The sequence below is a fragment of the Pseudomonas sp. PDM10 genome (genome assembly GCF_014852295.1).
GTDB lineage: Bacteria > Pseudomonadota > Gammaproteobacteria > Pseudomonadales > Pseudomonadaceae > Aquipseudomonas.
On the sequence record NZ_JACVBJ010000004.1, the window covers coordinates 431,625 to 450,700 of the forward strand.

Sequence of the window (19,076 nt, forward strand, 5' to 3'; positions counted from 1 at the left end):
GGACTGCGCAGCAGTCCCCATCGGTCGATGCGCGACCAACATCGGGGCCGCTTCGCGACCCAACGGGGACAAGTCCCCTCACCACAGGTAAGCGGCGTCGCTACAGGGTTACCAGGTCAGCACCGCCCCCACCGCAAAGGTGTCGGTGTCTTCGTCCTGGGCATTGGTGTCGTGGCCGTTGATTGCGAACTGGTTGTACTCGGCCACCAGCTTGAGGTTGTCGTTGACGTCATGGAACAGCGCAATGCCGCGCGTTTCGTAGTCCGCGCCGCTGCCGACCACGCCATTGCCGTCATCGTTGGTCTTGCCGTAAGACAAGGCCAAGCGGTTCTTGCCCAGTTTGTAGGAACCCTGCAGCAGGTAACCGTCACTGTCGACGTTGCGCAGAACCGGCTCGCCGGCGTTGTTGGTGAAGAACGGGTTGATGCCCTTGGCCTGGAAGCCGGAGCCGGTGAGGGACAAGCCGCCCATTTTCGCCTGCACGCCATAGCCGACGCCTTTGGAGGTGACGGACTGGACGGTGGAATCGGTGTTGTCCGACGTCTGGTAGCTGCCGTTGACCCAGCTGTAAATCTTCGCCCCGGCGAGGTCGAACTGATAGGTGATCTCGCTCTCGGTCCGCGGGTTCTCCTGGTAAGCCTTGCCTGTCGGACTGCTGTCGTTGGTGTCCACCGGGTCCATGATCCCCACGGCCACCCGCAAACCCTCCATCACCGGCGTGCGGTAGGTGATCTGTGACGTCGGGAACGGGTACGGATAACCCGTGCCGATGTTGCCGAACGACACCCCGCCACCGTCCACCAGCCCCAGGGTATCGCTGACCTGGCCGTAACCGGCGAGCATTTCATCCAGCAGAATGTTGGAACGGGCGAACAGGCCAAAGTCCTTGCCGATCAGCACTTCGCCCCACTCCGGGTTGGCCACCGTGCCGTAGAACTGCCGCACATCGATGGCGGTGTCGGTGCCGTTGGTTTCGCTGTCGTTGATGGTCACCCAGAAGGAGGACCGGGCGCCGAGCTTGAGGTCGTCGACCTGCTTGCTCATGTTGAAGCCCAGATAGTTGGGCAGAAACCCCATCTTCACCCGCGCCTGTCGCCGGTCGAACTGGTCGCCGGCACGGTCCACTTTGCTGTTCACATAGAAGGCGTTGATGTAGCCGTCGGTAGAAAACGTGGTCTGGTCCTTGTCGTACAGCACGATCTCGGCTTGGGCCATCGAGCTCAAACCGAGGGTCGACAGGCTGGCGATGAAGGCAGGCAAGAAACGATGCTTGATGTTCTTATTGTTGTGCATGACGCGCTCCGCAGCGGGGGACTGGATGTCGGAGGCGATTATCGAAAGCTGACCGGCGGCGTCATACGCTGCCTTGGAGGCGGTTTTGAAATGCTTTGGAGTGGCCGGTGATGCGCGACAAGTTCGGTGTAAGACCGTCCGTCGACGAGGCCCGGAACTTAAGGCGTACGCCTGTGGAACGGACTGGCGTCCACAGGAACCGGTACTGGCTAGACGGCCGCTCTAAACAGCATGTAAGCGGCGACCACGACACAGATGCTGGCGAAGCCGATCTGCAAACCCCGGGCCGGTACTCGCGCGCAAAGTCTGCGGCCAATGATCATGCCGACGATGCTCGAGACGATAAACGCCACGCCCAAACCGTCGATTCGCACCCCGGCCTGAAACGCGCCGATCACGCCGATGGCGGAAATCAGGCTGATGACCATCAACGAAGTGGCGACGATTCCACGCATCTGCACGTCAGTCAGCTGCTTGAACGCCGGGACGATCAGGAAGCCGCCACCGACCCCGAGCAGCCCGGAGACCACACCGGTCACCGCGCCCAATGCCGCGAGGGTCGCGGTGCACTTGGCGGTCCAGGAAAAGCGCCCGGTCTGCTGATCGAGCATGCAGTTCTTCTGGCCCCAGTTGGCGTGGCCGTGGTCGCTTGGACCTTCGTCCTGGCGCTCACGACGCAGCATCCGCCAGGCCACCATGACCATCAGCAGGCTGAACAGGATCATCAGGATTTTTTCCGGCAACTGATGGGCGAAGTAGATGCCGATCGGCGAAAAAATCGCCCCCAGCAGGGCGATCAGCAGCGCGGCGCGGTAGCGCACCAGGCCATGGCGCAACCCGTCAATGGCGCCGACAGCCGCCGCACTGCCCACCGCGAACAATGCGACCGGCGCGGCTTGCGTCATGGTCCAGCCCAACCCCAATACCAGCGCCGGCACCGCAAGAATGCCGCCACCGGCCCCGGTCAAACCGAGTACCAACCCCATCACCACGCCAAAAAAACTCGCCAGCAACATAAAACACTCGTGATCTGCGAAAAAAGCCGGGAACGCCCGGTATCGATGACTGACAGGATAGAGCCCGCGCAGTTTTTTTCATTAATTGAATTGATGCGGGCTGGTCAGCGCAGGGAAAATGAAACTACCCTCATGGCTTGTCCTAAAAGAAAACGGCCACCATGCCCGCCTTGATTGAAGCTTTTTTAGACCCTGCCTCGTCGACCTACAGCTACGTCATCTACGAGCACGATGGCGGGCACTGCGCCATCGTCGACCCGGTGCTCGACTACGACCCCGCCGCCGGGCGAACCGCCACCACCCAGGCCGACAAGATCATCGCCTTCGTTCGCCAACATCAGCTGCAGGTGCAATGGCTGCTGGAAACCCACGCCCATGCCGATCACCTGTCCGCTGCGCCTTATCTGCGGCGGGAACTGGGCGGAAAGATTGCGATTGGTCAGTCGATCAGCAAGGTTCAAGGGGTGTTCAAGACCCTGTTCAATCTTGAACCGGAGTTCTGTATCGATGGTTCGCAGTTCGATCACCTGTTCGCGCCGGATGAATCGTTCCGGATCGGCAATCTCAAGGCCACGGCCCTGCATGTGCCCGGCCACACGCCAGCCGACATGGCTTATCTGATCGACAGCGATGTGATTCTGGTGGGCGATACGCTGTTCATGCCGGACGTGGGCACCGCACGCTGCGACTTTCCCGGCGGCAATGCCAACCAGATGTTTGCCTCGATTCACAAGCTGCTGGCGTTCCCTGCCGGCGTTCGACTGTATGTCTGCCACGACTACCCGCCCGAGGGTCGTAAACCGCAGTGCATGAGTACGGTGGGCGAACAGCGCAAGAGCAACATTCACATTCATGACGGCATCGACGAAACCGCGTTCGTCGCCATGCGCACCCGGCGCGATGCGGGGTTGGGCATGCCGACGCTGTTGCTGCCGGCGATCCAGGTGAATGTGCGGGCGGGGAATTTGCCGCCGGCCGAGGGCAATGGCGTTACTTACTTGAAGATCCCCCTGAATAAACTCTGAGTTCGATCGTTCCCCCGCTCCGTAGCAGCTGTCGTTGTGGCGAGGGGATTTATCCCCGTTCGGCTGCGAAGCAGTCGTAAAAACTGAGCGCACGGTCTATTTGATGCACCGCGTTGTCTGAATTCACGACTGCTTCGCAGCCGAACGGGGCGGTGCGACGTTTCGCTAAATCCCCTCGCCACAACGACAGCTGCGACAGGGGATTTGCGTTTAGTTGTTGAGGGTCAATCCGTTGGCCGGCAACGGCAGCGCGGTTTTATAGCGCACTTGCTTGAGCGCAAAGCTCGAACGGATGTTGGCGACGCCGGGGACTTTGGTGAGGAAGTCCATCATGAAACGCTCCAGCGACTGAATGGTCGGCACCAGCACCCGAATCAAATAGTCCGGGTCGCCGGCCATCAAATAGCACTCCATGACTTCCGGGCGATCCGAGATCGCCTCCTCGAAATGCTGCAACGCCTCCTCCACCTGTTTTTCCAGGCTCACATGAATGAACACATTCACATGCAGCCCCAGCAAATCGGCATCCAGCAGCGTCACTTGCTCGCGAATCAAGCCCAATTCTTCCATCGCCTTGACCCGGTTGAAGCACGGGGTTGGCGACAGGTTGACCGAGCGTGCGAGGTCGGCGTTGGTGATGCGCGCGTTCTCCTGAAGGCTGTTCAAAATGCCGATATCGGTACGGTCCAGTTTGCGCATGAGACAAAACCACCTGTTTTTTATGTTTATGCAGATTTTTTATCCTCAAATGATCGCCAGCGCAACGAAACAGAGAGAAATATTCTTCTTGGCCCGGCCTATGATTGTTGTAGGACAAGAATTCTTTCACCGAAGAATGACGGTCAGCTCACTACAAAAAATTCACAAGATCGAGCGTAGAAGCCATGAACCAAGCGTACGAACCGCTGCATCTGCACGTTCCCGAACCATCGGGCCGTCCTGGCTGCAAAACCGACTTCTCCTACCTGCGTCTGACCGACGCCGGTACGGTGCGCAAACCCCCAATCGACGTTGAACCGGCCGACACCGCTGATCTGGCCAAGGGCCTGATTCGCGTGCTCGATGACGAGGGCAATGCCCTCGGTCCATGGGCTGAAGGCGTGCCGTCCGAGATCCTGCGCAAAGGCATGCGCGCCATGCTCAAGACGCGGATTTATGACAACCGCATGGTGGTCGCCCAGCGTCAGAAAAAAATGTCGTTCTACATGCAGAGCCTTGGCGAAGAAGCCATCGGCAGCGGCCAGGCCCTGGCGTTGAACGTCGATGACATGTGCTTCCCGACGTACCGCCAGCAAAGCATCCTGATGGCGCGCGAAGTGCCGCTGGTGGACCTGATCTGCCAACTGCTGTCCAACGAGCGTGATCCGCTCAAGGGACGTCAGCTGCCGATCATGTATTCGGTCAAAGACTATGGCTTCTTCACCATTTCCGGCAACCTCGCCACCCAGTTCGTCCAGGCAGTAGGCTGGGGCATGGCCTCGGCGATCAAGGGCGACACCAAAATCGCCTCGGCCTGGATCGGCGACGGCGCCACCGCTGAATCCGACTTCCACACCGCCCTCACCTTCGCCCACGTTTACCGTGCGCCAGTGATCCTCAACGTGGTCAACAACCAGTGGGCAATCTCCACGTTCCAGGCGATTGCCGGCGGTGAAGCCACTACGTTTGCCGGCCGTGGCGTCGGTTGCGGCATTGCCTCCCTGCGGGTCGATGGCAACGATTTCGTCGCGGTCTACGCCGCCTCTGCCTGGGCCGCCGAACGCGCCCGCCGCAACCTCGGCCCGACCATGATCGAATGGGTTACCTACCGCGCCGGTCCGCACTCGACTTCTGATGATCCGTCCAAATACCGTCCTGCTGACGACTGGAGCTACTTCCCGTTGGGCGACCCGATTGCGCGTCTGAAGCAGCACCTAGTGAAAATCGGTCACTGGTCCGAAGAGGAACACGTCGCCGTCAGCGCCGAACTGGAAGCCGAAGTGATCGCCGCGCAGAAAGAAGCCGAGCAGTACGGCACCCTCGCCGGCGGCCAGATTCCGAGCGCCGCAACCATGTTCGAAGACGTCTACAAAGAGATGCCGGAGCACTTGAAGCGCCAGCGTCAAGAGTTGGGGATCTGACATGAACGATCACAACAACAAAATCGAGTTGGAAACCGCCATGACCACGACCACCATGACCATGATCCAGGCCCTGCGCTCGGCCATGGATGTGATGCTTGAGCGTGACGACAATGTCGTGGTGTTCGGTCAGGACGTGGGCTACTTCGGCGGCGTGTTCCGTTGCACCGAAGGCCTGCAGAACAAGTACGGCACCTCCCGGGTGTTCGATGCGCCGATCTCCGAAAGCGGCATCGTCGGCGTCGCCGTCGGTATGGGCGCCTACGGTCTGCGGCCAGTGGCCGAGATTCAGTTCGCCGATTACGTTTACCCGGCGTCGGACCAGATCATTTCCGAAGCCGCCCGCCTGCGTTATCGCTCGGCCGGCGAGTTCACCGCGCCGATGACCCTGCGCATGCCTTGCGGCGGCGGCATCTACGGCGGCCAGACTCACAGCCAAAGTATTGAAGCGATGTTCACCCAGGTCTGCGGTTTGCGCACGGTCATGCCGTCCAACCCTTACGACGCCAAAGGTTTGTTGATCGCCTCCATCGAAAACGATGACCCGGTGATCTTCCTTGAGCCAAAACGCCTGTACAACGGCCCGTTCGACGGTCACCACGAACGCCCGGTGACCCCGTGGTCGAAACACCCGGCCGCACAAGTGCCGGACGGTTACTACACCGTGCCGCTGGACGTCGCCGCAATCACCCGTCCGGGCAAGGACGTGACCATCCTGACGTACGGCACCACGGTTTATGTGTCGCAAGTGGCGGCTGAAGAAACCGGCATCGACGCTGAAGTCATCGACCTGCGCAGCTTGTGGCCGCTCGACCTAGAGACCATCGTCAAGTCGGTGAAGAAAACCGGCCGTTGCGTGATCGTTCACGAAGCGACCCGCACCTGCGGTTTCGGCGCCGAACTGGTCGCCTTGGTGCAAGAACACTGCTTCCACTACCTGGAAGCGCCTATCGAGCGCGTCACCGGTTGGGACACTCCCTACCCGCACGCACAAGAGTGGGCGTATTTCCCTGGTCCGTCCCGAGTGGGCGCGGCTTTGCATCGGGTTATGGAGGTCTGAATGGGCACGCACGTTATTAAAATGCCGGACATTGGTGAAGGCATTGCAGAAGTTGAACTGTCTCAGTGGCACGTCAAAGTCGGCGACATGGTCGTCGAAGATCAGGTACTGGCCGATGTCATGACCGACAAGGCAATGGTCGACATCCCGTCGCCGGTGAACGGCAAGGTGATTGCGCTGGGCGGACAGCCTGGCGAAGTCATGGCGGTTGGCAGCATCCTGATCAGCATTGAAGTCGAAGGCGCGGGCAACGTTAAAGAGTCGGCTCAGCCTGCACCTGTTAAAGAAGCTCCGGTGGCGGCGCCGAAAGTTGCCGCTACTGTTGAAAGCAAACCGGTCGCCGCTGCAGCGCCGCGAGCGGCCGTATGCCAAGGCCCAATGGTCGCTCGCGAAGCTGATGAACGTCCGCTGGCCTCCCCGGCCGTGCGCAAACATGCGCTGGACCTCGGCATCCAGTTGCGTCTGGTGCGTGGCACCGGCCCCGCCGGCCGGGTGTTGCACGAAGACCTCGAGTCTTATCTGGCCCAGGGTCAGCAGCCGCAATCCACCGCTGCCGCTGCTTACGCCCAGCGCAATGACGAAGAGCAAATCCCGGTCATCGGCATGCGCCGCAAGATCGCCCAGCGCATGCAGGACGCCACTCAGCGCGCCGCTCACTTCAGTTACGTCGAAGAAATCGACGTCACCGCCGTGGAAGAACTGCGCGCTCATCTGAACGAAAAACACGGCGCGACCCGCGGCAAGCTGACCTTGCTGCCGTTCCTGGTCCGCGCCCTGGTTGTTGCCCTGCGCGACTTCCCGCAGATCAACGCCCGTTACGACGACGAAGCCCAGGTCATCACCCGCCTCGGCGCCGTGCACGTGGGCATCGCCACCCAAGCCGAGATCGGTTTGATGGTGCCGGTGGTCCGTCACGCCGAAACCCGCAGCTTGTGGGACAGCGCCCAGGAAATTTCTCGCCTCGCTACCGCTGCCCGCAATGGCAAGGCCAGCCGCGATGAGTTGTCCGGTTCGACCATCACCCTGACCAGCCTCGGCGCCTTGGGCGGTATCGTCAGCACCCCGGTGCTGAACCTGCCGGAAGTGGCGATCGTGGGCGTCAACAAAATCGTCGAACGCCCGATGGTCGTCAAAGGCCAGATCGTGATTCGCAAGATGATGAACCTCTCCAGCTCCTTCGATCACCGCGTGGTCGATGGCATGGACGCGGCGCAATTCATCCAGGCCATCCGTGGCTTGCTCGAACAACCCGCCACCTTGTTTGTGGAGTAAGACATGCAGAATTTGAGCACCACGCTGCTGATCATCGGCGGCGGCCCTGGCGGTTATGTGACGGCGATTCGTGCCGGCCAGCTGGGCATCTCGACCATTCTGGTGGAAGGCGAATCACTGGGCGGCACGTGCCTGAACATCGGCTGCATTCCGTCCAAGGCGTTGATCCATGTCGCCGAACAGTTTCACCAGACCCAGCATCACAGCCAACATTCGGCGTTGGGCATCAACGTGTCGGCGCCGACCCTCGATATCAGCAAGAGTGTCGAGTGGAAGGACGGCATCGTTGATCGCTTGACCACCGGCGTTTCGGCGTTGCTAAAAAAGAACAAAATCCAGGTTATTCAAGGTTTTGCGAAAGTCATTGATGGTAAAACCGTAGAAGTCGGCGACACGCGCATTCAGTGCGAGCACCTGGTGCTGGCCACCGGCTCGAAAAGCGTGAACCTGCCGATGCTGCCGATTGGCGGCCCGATCATCTCCTCCACCGAAGCCCTGGCGCCGACATCCGTGCCGAAACGGCTGATCGTGGTCGGGGGCGGTTACATCGGTCTGGAGCTGGGGATTGCCTATCGCAAGCTCGGTGCCGAGGTCAGCGTGGTCGAGGCTCAGGATCGCATCCTGCCGGCCTACGACGCCGAACTGACGCAGCCCGTACATGACGAGCTGAAAAAATTAGGCATGAAGCTTTACTTGAAGCACAGCGTCCAAGGCTTTGATTCTGTTAGCAATACACTTCAAGTTCTTGACCCGAATGGCGACACCTTGAACCTGGAAACCGATCAGGTACTGGTGGCCGTCGGCCGCAAACCGAACACCCAGGGCTGGAACCTCGAAGGTTTGAACCTGGACATGAACGGCTCGGCGATCAAAATCGACAACCGCTGCCAGACCAGCATGCGCAACGTGTATGCCATTGGCGACGTGAGCGGCGAACCGATGCTCGCGCACCGGGCCATGGCTCAGGGTGAGATGGTGGCCGAACTGATCAGCGGTAAATCCCGCGAGTTCAACCCGACCGCCATCGCCGCCGTGTGCTTTACCGACCCGGAACTGGTGGTGGTCGGCAAGACCCCGGACGACGTCAAGGCGGCGGGTCTGGACTGCATCGTTTCCAGCTTCCCGTTTGCGGCCAATGGTCGGGCGATGACGCTGGAATCGAAAAGCGGTTTCGTACGGGTCGTAGCGCGACGTGACAATCATGTGATTGTTGGCTGGCAGGCGGTCGGTGTGGGCGTGTCGGAATTGTCGACGGCGTTCGGTCAAAGCCTGGAAATGGGCGCCCGGCTGGAAGACATTGCCGGCACCATCCACGCGCATCCAACGCTCGGCGAAGCGGTACAGGAAGCGGCGTTGCGAGCTCTTGGTCACGCGCTGCACCTGTAACCGCCTCACCTGATCGTTCCCACGCTCCGCGTGGGAATGCCTCAACGGACGCTCCGCGTCCGCTTTAGGGACGCGGAGCGTCCCGGGCTGCATTCCCACGCAGAGCGTGGGAACGATCATAGGAACGAATTGCGGGCTGCGAAACAGGCCCGGAATGAAGTATTGTTGTCCCCATCCAGAAAAACGTCAGAAGCCTTGAACCGTTTCGGCGGTTGTTAAGCGATAGAGGGTGTCATGGGTAACGAAAGCATCAATTGGGACAAGTTGGGTTTTGACTACATCAAGACAGACAAGCGCTATCTGTCGCACTGGCGTAATGGCGAGTGGGACAAAGGCACCCTGACCGAAGACAATGTGCTGCACATCAGCGAAGGTTCCACTGCCCTTCACTATGGCCAGCAGTGCTTCGAAGGGCTGAAGGCCTATCGTTGCAAGGACGGTTCGATCAACCTGTTCCGCCCGGACCAGAACGCCGCCCGCATGCAACGCAGCTGCGCGCGCCTGCTGATGCCACAGGTGTCCACCGAGCAGTTCGTCGAAGCCTGCAAGGAAGTGGTCCGCGCCAACGAGCGTTTCATCCCGCCTTACGGTACCGGCGGCGCGCTGTACCTGCGTCCGTTCGTGATCGGCGTGGGCGACAACATCGGCGTGCGTACCGCGCCCGAGTTCATCTTCTCGATCTTCGCGATCCCGGTCGGTGCCTACTTCAAGGGCGGCCTGACCCCGCACAACTTCCTGATCTCCAGCTACGACCGCGCCGCCCCACAAGGCACCGGTGCAGCCAAGGTCGGTGGTAACTACGCGGCCAGCCTGATGCCAGGTTCCCAGGCCAAGAAAGCCCACTTCGCCGACTGCATTTACCTGGACCCGATGACCCACACGAAAATCGAAGAAGTCGGCTCGGCCAACTTCTTCGGGATCACCCACGACAACAAGTTCGTCACCCCGAACTCGCCGTCCGTCCTGCCGGGCATCACCCGTCTGTCGTTGATCGAGCTGGCCAAAACGCGTCTGGGCCTGGAAGTGGTCGAAGGCGACGTGTTCATCGACAAGCTGTCCGACTTCAAGGAAGCCGGTGCTTGCGGTACTGCCGCGGTGATCACCCCGATCGGCGGCATCAGCTACAAAGACAAACTGCACGTGTTCCACAGCGAAACCGAAGTCGGCCCGGTTACCCAGAAGCTCTACAAAGAGCTGACCGGTGTACAGACCGGCGACATCGAAGCGCCAGCGGGCTGGATCGTCAAGGTTTGATTTGACGGGGCTTGATCCCAAGCGGCACATAACCCATCCATCGCTGTGGCGATGGGTGGGTTTTTTATTGCGTTAATGGCACGGGCTGGAACCTTGCAGTTCTCGTATGCGTTCAAGCATGTTTTCTGGGCAATGTTGCTTTAGGGATTCCACGTCAATCGGCTTTGGTGGTGAAGCTAAAAACCGAGCAATGGCCTCCTTGTCAAACTCTTCAAAAATATAGAAGCGGCTAGGATCATAAAAGTACAAATCCTTGACGCCTTTATTAGTAGTAATTAGTTTTTTGTCAAAAAAGGCCGCCTCTAAGGCTCGAAGCGTGAGGCCAGATTGCCCGGGCTGATTGATCTCTATCAGCACGTCAGCATCAATTACCTTCTGAAGGTTTTCCTCATACGGCAATACTGAATCAGTATGATATTTCGATAGCGGGATGGATGACTCATCCTTCACGATTTGAAATTTAATGCCACAACCCAAGCTCTCAAGATCATTAGCCATACTTTCTATCAGGTGAGCGCGACCTTTATCCCTACCAAGAAAAAAACAAGTGATACGGGGGGATTGCTCCAGCCTTTCGGTATTCAGCTTTCTTGCTGCTTCTGCATTGAAAGGAAAGAACTGCTCCAGGTAATCGATACCAAACAAACGGCACTGGTCCGGGTCGAAGCTATAGATTTTGTCGAAAAGTTTTCTCATTTCATCGACAAAGGCCGCATCCACCAGATCTCTGATCAGAAGAACCTTTAAGCCTCTGAAAGTGCTGATAACACTAGGGTTTAATCCGCGTCTAACTTGCCCCTCATTACAGATCAGTATGTCTTTGGTACTTACAGATTTACTCGCATTGACCCACCTCCCTAGCCAGGCTGTTGACATAGTTAGCGGGATTTTTTTTTGAAGTGATCTTAGAGTGCGGTTGATTCTTTTGGCGTAAGCCGGAATGTGGAACATATGAACATCATGCTTTTCAGCAAGACCATCGATCATAATCTGCTCATATCGAGCTTTCCAGCCTAAAAAAAACACTCTCATATCATAGTTCTCAGGTGCATAGCACATTGCCATTTAGCAAGTAGTTTGACACAACACCCTCCAATTGGTGAAACCGGTTCACCACGCAAGTATTCGATAACATCAAGAACCTGCTGGTGTGTATTCATCCTGAGCAATGCGGGCAAACAACCACTCCACAAACACCCGAGTCTGCGCCGTCACGTCCGGCGCGACACCGTAGTAATAACGCGGCAATGGCATTCGCAACTCGGGCAACGGGCAAATCAGGCGACCGCTCGAGAGGTGGGTGCCCAGCAAAGAGGTCGGGCACAAGGCAATGCCCTGACCTTCCACGGCGGCCTCAAGCACCCGGTGCATGTGGTCAAACTGCCGGGTGACCTGAGTGGCTGACTGGCCTTGAGCAAAATGCAGGGCCCAGTTGTGCCAATCTTCGCGACGCGCCTTGGCGGTCAATAACGTGTGCCGGCTCAGGGACGTGAGGTCTTCAAGGGCCAGGCGCTCGATCAGCGAGGGTGCCGCGACCAGCAACAGTTCGTCTTCGAAGAGGACTCGCGCCTCAATCGCCGGCGCCCAATCGTCACGACCACGGCGAATGACGATGTCGAACCCGTCGCGCGCATGATCGGGTGCCTGGGTTTGGGTCATCACTTGCGGTTTGATGTCCGGGTGCTGCGCAATGAAATCTTCCAGTCTGGGCGCTAGCCAAAGCATCGCAAAGGATGGGCGGACATTGATCTTCACGGTCGGCAGCGACGCATGTTGCTTGAGCGCAGCCGCGGCGTTGGCGATCTGCGTCAACCCGGCACTCACCTGCTCATAAAAGCGCTGACCGGCCGGCGTCAACACCGATTGACGGACACGCCGCTCAAACAGCAGCACACCCAGGTGCTCCTCAAGCAATTTGATGTGCCGGCTGACGGCACTGTGACTGACATGCAGCTCCTCGGCCGCCAGGCTGAAACTTTGATGGCGAGCAGCAACGGCGAAGGCGCGAACAGCATTAAGCGGCGGTAGTGGATTGATCATGTGTCTAATTTAGTCACATATGCAGCGCAATTAAAGCGTTTGTCACGCCTACGTCGTCACGCCAATCTGCTCGTACGCAGCCAGCGCCACCTGACGGAACAAGATATGAACAGCTACGGACTCTTTCTATTGTTTGCCACCCTGACCATTTTGAGTCCGGGGCCTGGCGTGGTCCTGACCCTGTCCAACGCGGTGCGCCACGGCTGGACCGGGGCCGTGCCGGGCATTCTGGGGATCGCGTCGGGTGCGTTTATCGTCGCCGCCATCAGCGCCACCAGTGTCGGCCTGATCCTCAGCACCTCCGCCAACGCCTTTACCGCGTTGAAATATGCAGGGGCCGCCTATTTGTTGTACCTGGGTTACAAAAGTTGGCGCTCGGCGGGTATCAATACGCTGCTTGAAACGCGCCCCTCAAGCCCGGGCTACCGCTTCCTCGAAGCGGCTTCGATCCAGTTTTTGAACCCCAAGGCGGTGTTTTTCTTTCTGGCGGTGTTCCCGCAATTCATCGACACCTCAGCGCACTTCTCCACCCAGTTTTTCAAACTGGTCGCTTCCTATGGCGTACTGGTGATCCTCGTGCATGGCAGCTATGCCTTGCTCGCCAATGCCGCCAAAGGCTGGTTGTCGAGCCCGAAGGGTTCCTGGCTGGCGGCGAAGGTCTCGGGTGTGACCTTCGCCGGTTTCGGCGTGCTGATGGCCTCGGCCAGTCGCTAAGGCGCAAAACCGGCGTTCGCGCGACGCCGGGGCTCGGCGAATGCGGGTTGTGCTGTCGATACCTGAATCGGCAGTTCAACAGCGAACCGGATGCTGAGTTCCTTGCGCCCCGTCGCCGTCAACGTCAGCGCGCGGCTGTCCAGGTCTTGAGTCACCCATTTGCGCGTGATCGCCGTTTTCAACAACGCCGCCCCCAACGAACCACCCAGATGCGGGCGGCGCATGCTCCAGTCCAGGCACGGGCAGGCAAAATGGCGGCGCATCGCGGTTAAATCCTTGACCTCGATACCCAACCCTTCAAACAACACCTCACCGCTGTCGCTCAGCTGATAGACCTGTTCATCGGTTTCCAGCAGCCACCCCGCTTCGATCATCCGGTCATGCAGCAGCACCGCCAGCGTGCCGGCCATATGGTCGTAGCACGTGCGGGCGAATTGCAGGCGATCCGGGGTGCGCGAATTGAAGGTCGGCGCAGCGTTCTGGCCGATCACCATCAACGCTTCCAGCGCCTGGGCGACGCGCCTGTCCGTCAGGCTGTAATAGCGATGTCGGCCCTGTACGTGCAGCCGCACCAGCGCCAACTCCTTGAGTTTGGCCAGGTGCGCGCTGGCGGTGGAGGCGCTGACTTCGGCAATCGCCGCCAACTCGGTGCTGGTGCGGGCGTGGCCGTCCATCAGCGAACAGAGGATTTTCGTCCGGGCCGGTTCCGCGATGGCCGCGGCCACGTGAGAGACGCCGATGTCGTGCTGTTCTACGTTCATATTTCGCTCCCGGACGAATCAAGGCCATTTCGAACTGGAGATAGTAGCAACACTTTTCCAACCACAAACAAGGCTGCGACCCATGGACCCGATCATCGCTGCGACTCATGCCGATCCTTATCCCTATTACGCGCAACTGCGTGCGGAGGGGGGGTTGGTTTTTCACCAAGGACTGAACGTGTGGGTGGCGAGTAGCGCCCGAGCCGTTGCCGCCGTGCTGGCGCATCCTGACTGCCATGTTCGGCCGTCACAGGAACCGGTGCCCAAGGCGATTGTTGGCGGGATGGCCGGCAAGGTCTTCGGTCAGTTGATGCGGATGAATGAGGGCGAACGGCAGCGCTGCCCGAGGTCGGCGATTCAGCCAGGGTTGGCGTCGATTGATGCCGATGAAGTCAATGCGCTGGTTGGCGCTCGCCTGATCACTGCGGGCGCTGATGGGTTGTGCAAGGCGATGTTTCGCGGGCCGGTGTGCGTGGTGGCTGCATTGCTGGGGTTCTCGCCGGCTCAGGGCCGGGCTATCAGCGAGCTGACCGGGGACTTCGTCGCGTGCCTGTCGCCCCTAGGCGATCAGGCACAACGGGATGCGGCGCACGTTGCGGCGGAACACTTGAGCGGCTATTTCGTTGAGTTGCTGGATGACCCGAACAATCAGAGAACCCTGCTCGCCGGGGTCCGCCAGCGCTTCGCGGCAACCTCCAGCGACGCTGAAACATTGATCGCCAACCTGATCGGACTGTTTTCACAGACCTATGAAGCCACCGCCGGGCTGATCGGCAATGCGCTGTTGGCGTTGATTCGAAACCCGTCGCTGCACAGCGAATCGACACCGGTTGACGACTTGATCGCTGAAGTTCAGCGCTTCGATCCGTCGGTGCAGAACACCCGCCGGTTTGTCGCTGCGCCTTGTGAAATCGAAGGGGTAAGCCTGAACCCCGGCGACGTGATTCTGGTGCTGCTGGCTTCGGCCAATCGTGATCCGCAGCTCAATGACCATCCCGACGTCTTTCTTCTTGATCGTCCAGACCGGCGTAGTTTCACCTTTGGGGCTGGACGGCATCAATGTCCGGGGCAGTTGTTGGCGTTGAGTATTGCCAGCGCTACATTGAAGGAGATTCTGACGATGAAGCCTGCTTTGGATCGCCTGACCTGGGATTACCGGCCTTCGCTAAACGGGCGTATTCCGCTGTTTAGCGATTTGCCGTAAGTCCGTGTCAACTGATTGTTCCCACGCTCTGCGCGCCCTCCCACGCAAAGGCGTTGGTTTTTGATGCGCCGTAACCTATCGAAACCCGCCTGAAAAATCCGCCTCCGCAACGGTCACGCCAGTCGCTGCGCAACAAAATCGATAAAGGCTTTCAACTTCGGCAGTGACTTTCGCGAGCGTGGATACACCATCTGTACCGGCTTGGGTGGCGGCGCATAGGCGTCCAGGATCCGCACGAGTTCGCCTTTGGCCAACGCGGCCGACACCAGGAAATCGGGCTGCATCAAAATCCCCTCTCCGGCCACGGCCGCCTGCAGCAGCACTTGACCGTCATTGCTTTTCAGCACCGCTCCTTCGGGCCAGGGCACCTCACTGGCGCCGTTTTGCAAAGGCCAGGCGAAACGATTGTTCCAGGACGTGTGAGTGAGGATTCGGTGTCGGTGCAGGTCTTCCGGGGACTGAGGTTCCTGCCATTTCTCCAGGTACCGGGGCGCTGCGCAGATCACCATTTGATACGGTGGCAATGGCTTGGCCAGCAGATTCACGCCGATCAGTTCGGAGATCCTGAACGCCAGATCGAATGAGGTCTCGTACAGATCCACCACTTCGTTGCTCAGAATCAGCTCGACCTGGATCTGCGGATAACACTGCATGAACGCCGACACCAGAGGACCGACCAAAGACACGCCGAGGGTCATCGGTGCGGTGATTCGCAACAAGCCACTGGGCTCCGGGTTCGACGCCTCCACCCGGCTGAATGCGTACTTCACCTGCTCCAGCGCCCGTTTGGCTTCTTCATAAAACAACCGCCCTTCCCCGGTGATGGATTGCCGCCGGGTGGTGCGTTGAATGAGCTGGGTGTTGAGGGTTTTCTCCAGGCTCTGGATATGCCGTCCAACCATGACAGCCGACATTCCGATGTCACTGGCCGCATCGGCAAAGCTGCCCGCCTCGACCACGGCGACGAAAACTTCCATTTGCCTGAGTTTGCTCATGACCATGCCTTGTGAAGGGAGAAAACGGAACGCTTGATTAAATACATCAGGTTAAAGGAGTAATAACCGGCAATGCGTTTATCACGAGGGCCGTTCTCCCTACAGTCACATGATTAAAGGTGAACAACGAGGCCACATTGATGCAAACCCTACTGGACACGTCACTGAGTTCTTTTGCGCGGGCCAACCTCCTGCAAGGCCCCACGCCCATTCAGCGCGCCGAACGCCTCGAACACCTGCTGGGCTTGAAGCCACAGGGAATCGGCCTGTTTCTCAAACGCGACGATCATATGCTGATTGGCGGCGGCGGTAACAAACTGCGCAAACTCGAGTTCCACATCGGCGCAGCGCTGGCGGCCGGAGTCGACACGGTGATCACTGTGGGCGGCATTCAGTCCAACCATGCGCGCCTGACCGCCGCGGTGTGTGCTCGCCTGGGCCTTGCCTGTGAACTGATCCTGACCCGCGCGGTACCCAAAAACGATGTGGATTACGAACTCAACGGCAATGTTCTGCTCGACCAGTTGTTCGGCGCTCAGCTGCAGGTGCTTGCCGGGGGCAGCAACTCACTCGCCGTCGCCGAAACACGGGCCACGCAACTTCGGGATTCGGGGCGCAACGTGCTGGTGATTCCCACCGGTGGCTCAACGCCGCTGGGCAGTCTCGGTTATGCGCGCTGCGCGGCGGAGATCGCACAGCAAGAGACGGAACTCGGCCTCACCTTCAATCAGGTCGTGGTGCCCAACGGCAGCGCCGGCACCCACGCCGGGCTCGCGGCCGGCTTCCAGTTGCTGGGCCGAGGCACCTCGATCGTCAAGTCCTATTCGGTGTTGTCCGATCGAGACACGTCAGCGGCCAGAACCCGGCAATTGACCCAGGACGTACTGGCGCTGTTGGGCAGTAGCGCCGTCGTTCAAGCTGAAGAGATCGCCATCGACGGCAGTCAGTTGGGCGACGGTTACGGTCTGCCAACGCCAGCCATGCAGGAAGCAGTGCGCCTGATGGCTCGCGCCGAAGGCCTGTTGATCGACCCGGTGTACTCCGGCAAAGCGTTTGCCGGACTGTTGGCGGATCTCAGGCACGGACGTTACCGTTCCGGGGACAATGTGCTGTTCGTGATGACCGGCGGAACACCGGGTTTGTATGCCTACCGGGAGACCTTTCAGTCTTAGCGGTTAATCATCCCGCGTCAGCACTTCCAGCAATTCATAGAGTTTCAGACCCGTCCTACATCTATCAAATGTCCTTTGATATAGCGTCCGCATCGTTTTCAAAAGATGAAACAAGGACGCTCATGTCTCGCAAAACAGGCATACCCAGGATTCAAAACCCACCGTCCGGCGACGGGCACCACGTCACCAGCCGCTACATGAGCGCCACCGAAAGGACGACTACCACGGACATGTCAGAGCATGGAATAAACTCCATCAAGATATGAAAAATGTATTAATCAAGGCAAAAAAAGCCGACACCAAGGGAAACATCCTGGGAGCTAAACAGTGAGTCTTATCTACCACGATCCGTCGATTAGCCATGACGAAGCAGTCGGTCTCTTTGATAGCGGCTTGGAAAAGAACATTGTCACTGCGCTGATTTCCATCGGATTAAATGAGCAAGACAGTGCCTGGGCTCAGACCATTTGCCTGAAACATCTCGAGAGTGGCACTCAGTCGGTGGCTGCGGCAGCAATCACCGCACTCGGCCATGTAGCCCGCAGATTCAGTGAGCTTGAAATGCAAACCGTGATGCCCGCCCTTGATTCCGTAAAAGGAAAATTCCCTGCACTTGAAGCCACAGTTGCTGACACGCTCGACGATATTGAAATGTTCACCTGACTCGCTAAATCAAAACCAGAAATCACTCTCCCAACACATAAAAACCCCACCATTTCTTCTAACAGAGATGGCGGGGTTCGCCATTTCAGCCCACACCCAACAAATCAATCATCCCGCGTGAGCACTTCCAGCAACTCAATCTCGAAAATCAGGTTCGAGTTCGGCGTGATCTTGCCCATGGTCCGTTCACCGTAGGCCAGATGCGCCGGTACCAGCAACTTGCGCTTGCCGCCGACCTGCATGCCCATAATCCCTTGATCCCAACCCTTGATCACCCGCCCCGTGCCAATCACGCACTGGAAAGGTTTACCCCGGCTGTAGGAAGAATCGAATTCAGTCCCGTCTTCCAGCCAGCCGCGGTATTGGGCGGTAATCAGCGCGCCTTTGACGGCGGCTTTGCCGTCGCCCGGCTCAAGGTCAATGATTTGCAACTCGTCGTTCATGATTCCTACTCGGTCACTGTCGCCCAGTGATTGGGGCGCGGACGGAGGTTTTCGCAGAAACCGGCGCGCAAGGCAATCCACGGAACCGAAAGACCGTCATCCGGCTCACATGAATAACGACTTCGTATTCAGGAAAGGATGCTCTGATGACCGACTCATCACCGCCGTATAGTTTCATCCCGCCCTATATCCTCAACCGAATTGCGACACGGCTGGTCTGAATTGGGCGTCGACCTGACGCCGGAGGAACAATGAAAACCTTGCCAACACTGGACGATAACGCGGTGGTCTGCGTCTCCCGCCAGGGCGGCTTAGCGGCAATCCACACCTTGACCCGCCCCCGAGAGATCGAATTCGCCCAATGCGATGCCGACCAACGTACCCGCATTTGTTCGTTGCTCGAGGGTTGCCTGCTGATGACCAGTTCATCCGCCAGCCGGGGCGATCAGCGCTTCTATCAAATCGAAGTGCGCTACCGCAGCAGCGAACAGGACGACCGGATGGTGATGAAGGTGCCTGAAGATCAGGCGCCTGGGGAATTGGTGCATCTGTGGGACAAAGGTGAACTGCTATAAGTTGGGCGCCCCTCGCAATAGAGGCTGATGATCGAGGGCCGTGTGAACTAACATAGGCACACCTTTCCCGATACGGCTGATAC

General features: G+C 58.8%; 19 protein-coding genes. 11 read left to right on the top strand and 8 right to left on the bottom strand.

The annotated features are described in order from the left end of the window. Nucleotides 1-108 precede the first annotated feature (108 nt). Nucleotides 109-1,293, bottom strand: coding sequence for a porin (locus tag IB252_RS16415; protein WP_111452210.1), 1,185 nt, complete (start codon nucleotides 1,291-1,293; stop codon nucleotides 109-111). Nucleotides 1,294-1,502: 209 nt separating this feature from the next. Further along, nucleotides 1,503-2,309, bottom strand: coding sequence for a sulfite exporter TauE/SafE family protein (locus IB252_RS16420; protein ID WP_192409543.1), 807 nt, complete (start codon nucleotides 2,307-2,309; stop codon nucleotides 1,503-1,505). Between the two features lie 161 nt (nucleotides 2,310-2,470). Here IB252_RS16420 and IB252_RS16425 point away from each other — a divergent pair, with 161 nt between their 5' ends. Next, complete coding sequence (locus IB252_RS16425) at nucleotides 2,471-3,334, top strand: MBL fold metallo-hydrolase (protein WP_192409544.1); 864 nt, start codon at nucleotides 2,471-2,473, stop codon at nucleotides 3,332-3,334. Nucleotides 3,335-3,544: 210 nt separating this feature from the next. Here the strand turns inward: IB252_RS16425 and bkdR are convergent, their stop codons facing one another. Then, a complete protein-coding gene (gene bkdR, locus IB252_RS16430; protein WP_008005367.1) occupies nucleotides 3,545-4,033 on the bottom strand; it encodes a Bkd operon transcriptional regulator BkdR in 489 nt (162 codons plus the stop codon). 185 nt (nucleotides 4,034-4,218) lie between these two features. On the opposite strand from bkdR, the gene IB252_RS16435 reads away from it, so the two are divergent. The 5 genes from IB252_RS16435 to IB252_RS16455 all read left to right on the top strand — a co-directional run bounded on the left by IB252_RS16435 (nucleotide 4,219) and on the right by IB252_RS16455 (nucleotide 10,426). Beyond that, complete coding sequence (locus IB252_RS16435) at nucleotides 4,219-5,454, top strand: 3-methyl-2-oxobutanoate dehydrogenase (2-methylpropanoyl-transferring) subunit alpha (protein WP_192409545.1); 1,236 nt, start codon at nucleotides 4,219-4,221, stop codon at nucleotides 5,452-5,454. A 1-nt stretch (nucleotide 5,455) separates the two neighbouring features. Beyond that, nucleotides 5,456-6,514, top strand: a complete 1,059-nt coding sequence (locus tag IB252_RS16440; protein WP_008149725.1) for an alpha-ketoacid dehydrogenase subunit beta — start codon at nucleotides 5,456-5,458, stop codon at nucleotides 6,512-6,514. Beyond that, nucleotides 6,515-7,786: a dihydrolipoamide acetyltransferase family protein gene (locus tag IB252_RS16445; protein ID WP_192409546.1), complete on the top strand. Its 1,272-nt coding sequence runs from the start codon at nucleotides 6,515-6,517 to the stop codon at nucleotides 7,784-7,786. It begins immediately after the preceding gene. Between the two features lie 3 nt (nucleotides 7,787-7,789). After that, the gene (gene lpdA, locus IB252_RS16450) at nucleotides 7,790-9,172 is read left to right on the top strand and encodes a dihydrolipoyl dehydrogenase (RefSeq protein ID WP_192409547.1); all 1,383 of its coding nucleotides are present in this window, start codon (nucleotides 7,790-7,792) and stop codon (nucleotides 9,170-9,172) included. 234 nt (nucleotides 9,173-9,406) lie between these two features. Beyond that, a complete protein-coding gene (locus IB252_RS16455; protein WP_192409548.1) occupies nucleotides 9,407-10,426 on the top strand; it encodes a branched-chain amino acid aminotransferase in 1,020 nt (339 codons plus the stop codon). A gap of 72 nt (nucleotides 10,427-10,498) precedes the next feature. Here IB252_RS16455 and IB252_RS16460 read toward each other — a convergent pair whose 3' ends face one another. Together IB252_RS16460 and IB252_RS16465 are read right to left on the bottom strand one after the other, a co-directional pair. Then, complete coding sequence (locus tag IB252_RS16460) at nucleotides 10,499-11,413, bottom strand: hypothetical protein (protein ID WP_192409549.1); 915 nt, start codon at nucleotides 11,411-11,413, stop codon at nucleotides 10,499-10,501. Between the two features lie 147 nt (nucleotides 11,414-11,560). Continuing rightward, a complete protein-coding gene (locus IB252_RS16465) occupies nucleotides 11,561-12,466 on the bottom strand; it encodes a LysR substrate-binding domain-containing protein (RefSeq protein WP_192409550.1) in 906 nt (301 codons plus the stop codon). Nucleotides 12,467-12,571: 105 nt separating this feature from the next. Here IB252_RS16465 and IB252_RS16470 point away from each other — a divergent pair, with 105 nt between their 5' ends. Continuing rightward, on the top strand, nucleotides 12,572-13,180 hold the full coding sequence (locus IB252_RS16470) for a LysE family translocator (protein WP_111452203.1): 609 nt from the start codon (nucleotides 12,572-12,574) through the stop codon (nucleotides 13,178-13,180). Here IB252_RS16470 and IB252_RS16475 read toward each other — a convergent pair. Continuing rightward, entirely contained in the window at nucleotides 13,177-13,941 is a 765-nt protein-coding gene (locus tag IB252_RS16475; RefSeq protein ID WP_192409551.1) for an ArsR/SmtB family transcription factor, read from the bottom strand. The genes IB252_RS16470 and IB252_RS16475 overlap by 4 nt on opposite strands. 82 nt (nucleotides 13,942-14,023) lie before the next feature. Here IB252_RS16475 and IB252_RS16480 point away from each other — a divergent pair, with 82 nt between their 5' ends. Continuing rightward, nucleotides 14,024-15,145, top strand: a complete 1,122-nt coding sequence (locus tag IB252_RS16480; RefSeq protein ID WP_192409552.1) for a cytochrome P450 — start codon at nucleotides 14,024-14,026, stop codon at nucleotides 15,143-15,145. A 113-nt stretch (nucleotides 15,146-15,258) separates the two neighbouring features. Here IB252_RS16480 and IB252_RS16485 read toward each other — a convergent pair whose 3' ends face one another. Continuing rightward, nucleotides 15,259-16,140 (bottom strand): LysR substrate-binding domain-containing protein, encoded by an 882-nt coding sequence (locus IB252_RS16485; RefSeq protein ID WP_192409553.1) that lies wholly within the window; start codon nucleotides 16,138-16,140, stop codon nucleotides 15,259-15,261. Nucleotides 16,141-16,280: 140 nt separating this feature from the next. Between IB252_RS16485 and IB252_RS16490 the strand changes: the two genes are divergently transcribed. Both IB252_RS16490 and IB252_RS16495 read left to right on the top strand, forming a co-directional pair. Next, nucleotides 16,281-17,312: a D-cysteine desulfhydrase family protein gene (locus IB252_RS16490; protein ID WP_192409554.1), complete on the top strand. Its 1,032-nt coding sequence runs from the start codon at nucleotides 16,281-16,283 to the stop codon at nucleotides 17,310-17,312. A gap of 327 nt (nucleotides 17,313-17,639) precedes the next feature. Next, a complete protein-coding gene (locus IB252_RS16495) occupies nucleotides 17,640-17,975 on the top strand; it encodes a hypothetical protein (RefSeq protein ID WP_192409555.1) in 336 nt (111 codons plus the stop codon). Between the two features lie 104 nt (nucleotides 17,976-18,079). Here the strand turns inward: IB252_RS16495 and IB252_RS16500 are convergent, their stop codons facing one another. Further along, on the bottom strand, nucleotides 18,080-18,418 hold the full coding sequence (locus IB252_RS16500) for an FKBP-type peptidyl-prolyl cis-trans isomerase (RefSeq protein WP_192409556.1): 339 nt from the start codon (nucleotides 18,416-18,418) through the stop codon (nucleotides 18,080-18,082). A gap of 251 nt (nucleotides 18,419-18,669) precedes the next feature. Here IB252_RS16500 and IB252_RS16505 point away from each other — a divergent pair, with 251 nt between their 5' ends. Then, on the top strand, nucleotides 18,670-18,993 hold the full coding sequence (locus tag IB252_RS16505; protein WP_192409557.1) for a protealysin inhibitor emfourin: 324 nt from the start codon (nucleotides 18,670-18,672) through the stop codon (nucleotides 18,991-18,993). Nucleotides 18,994-19,076 lie beyond the last annotated feature (83 nt).

What these genes read in the sequence shown, in the direction of transcription:
- IB252_RS16415 (WP_111452210.1), bottom strand. Translation starts at nt 1,293, where the DNA reads ATGCACAACAATAAGAACATCAAGCATCGTTTCTTGCCTGCCTTCATC.
- IB252_RS16420 (WP_192409543.1), bottom strand. Translation starts at nt 2,309, where the DNA reads ATGTTGCTGGCGAGTTTTTTTGGCGTGGTGATGGGGTTGGTACTCGGT.
- IB252_RS16425 (WP_192409544.1), top strand. Translation starts at nt 2,471, where the DNA reads ATGCCCGCCTTGATTGAAGCTTTTTTAGACCCTGCCTCGTCGACCTAC.
- bkdR (WP_008005367.1), bottom strand. Translation starts at nt 4,033, where the DNA reads ATGCGCAAACTGGACCGTACCGATATCGGCATTTTGAACAGCCTTCAG.
- IB252_RS16435 (WP_192409545.1), top strand. Translation starts at nt 4,219, where the DNA reads ATGAACCAAGCGTACGAACCGCTGCATCTGCACGTTCCCGAACCATCG.
- IB252_RS16440 (WP_008149725.1), top strand. Translation starts at nt 5,456, where the DNA reads ATGAACGATCACAACAACAAAATCGAGTTGGAAACCGCCATGACCACG.
- IB252_RS16445 (WP_192409546.1), top strand. Translation starts at nt 6,515, where the DNA reads ATGGGCACGCACGTTATTAAAATGCCGGACATTGGTGAAGGCATTGCA.
- lpdA (WP_192409547.1), top strand. Translation starts at nt 7,790, where the DNA reads ATGCAGAATTTGAGCACCACGCTGCTGATCATCGGCGGCGGCCCTGGC.
- IB252_RS16455 (WP_192409548.1), top strand. Translation starts at nt 9,407, where the DNA reads ATGGGTAACGAAAGCATCAATTGGGACAAGTTGGGTTTTGACTACATC.
- IB252_RS16460 (WP_192409549.1), bottom strand. Translation starts at nt 11,413, where the DNA reads ATGATCGATGGTCTTGCTGAAAAGCATGATGTTCATATGTTCCACATT.
- IB252_RS16465 (WP_192409550.1), bottom strand. Translation starts at nt 12,466, where the DNA reads ATGATCAATCCACTACCGCCGCTTAATGCTGTTCGCGCCTTCGCCGTT.
- IB252_RS16470 (WP_111452203.1), top strand. Translation starts at nt 12,572, where the DNA reads ATGAACAGCTACGGACTCTTTCTATTGTTTGCCACCCTGACCATTTTG.
- IB252_RS16475 (WP_192409551.1), bottom strand. Translation starts at nt 13,941, where the DNA reads ATGAACGTAGAACAGCACGACATCGGCGTCTCTCACGTGGCCGCGGCC.
- IB252_RS16480 (WP_192409552.1), top strand. Translation starts at nt 14,024, where the DNA reads ATGGACCCGATCATCGCTGCGACTCATGCCGATCCTTATCCCTATTAC.
- IB252_RS16485 (WP_192409553.1), bottom strand. Translation starts at nt 16,140, where the DNA reads ATGAGCAAACTCAGGCAAATGGAAGTTTTCGTCGCCGTGGTCGAGGCG.
- IB252_RS16490 (WP_192409554.1), top strand. Translation starts at nt 16,281, where the DNA reads ATGCAAACCCTACTGGACACGTCACTGAGTTCTTTTGCGCGGGCCAAC.
- IB252_RS16500 (WP_192409556.1), bottom strand. Translation starts at nt 18,418, where the DNA reads ATGAACGACGAGTTGCAAATCATTGACCTTGAGCCGGGCGACGGCAAA.
- IB252_RS16505 (WP_192409557.1), top strand. Translation starts at nt 18,670, where the DNA reads ATGAAAACCTTGCCAACACTGGACGATAACGCGGTGGTCTGCGTCTCC.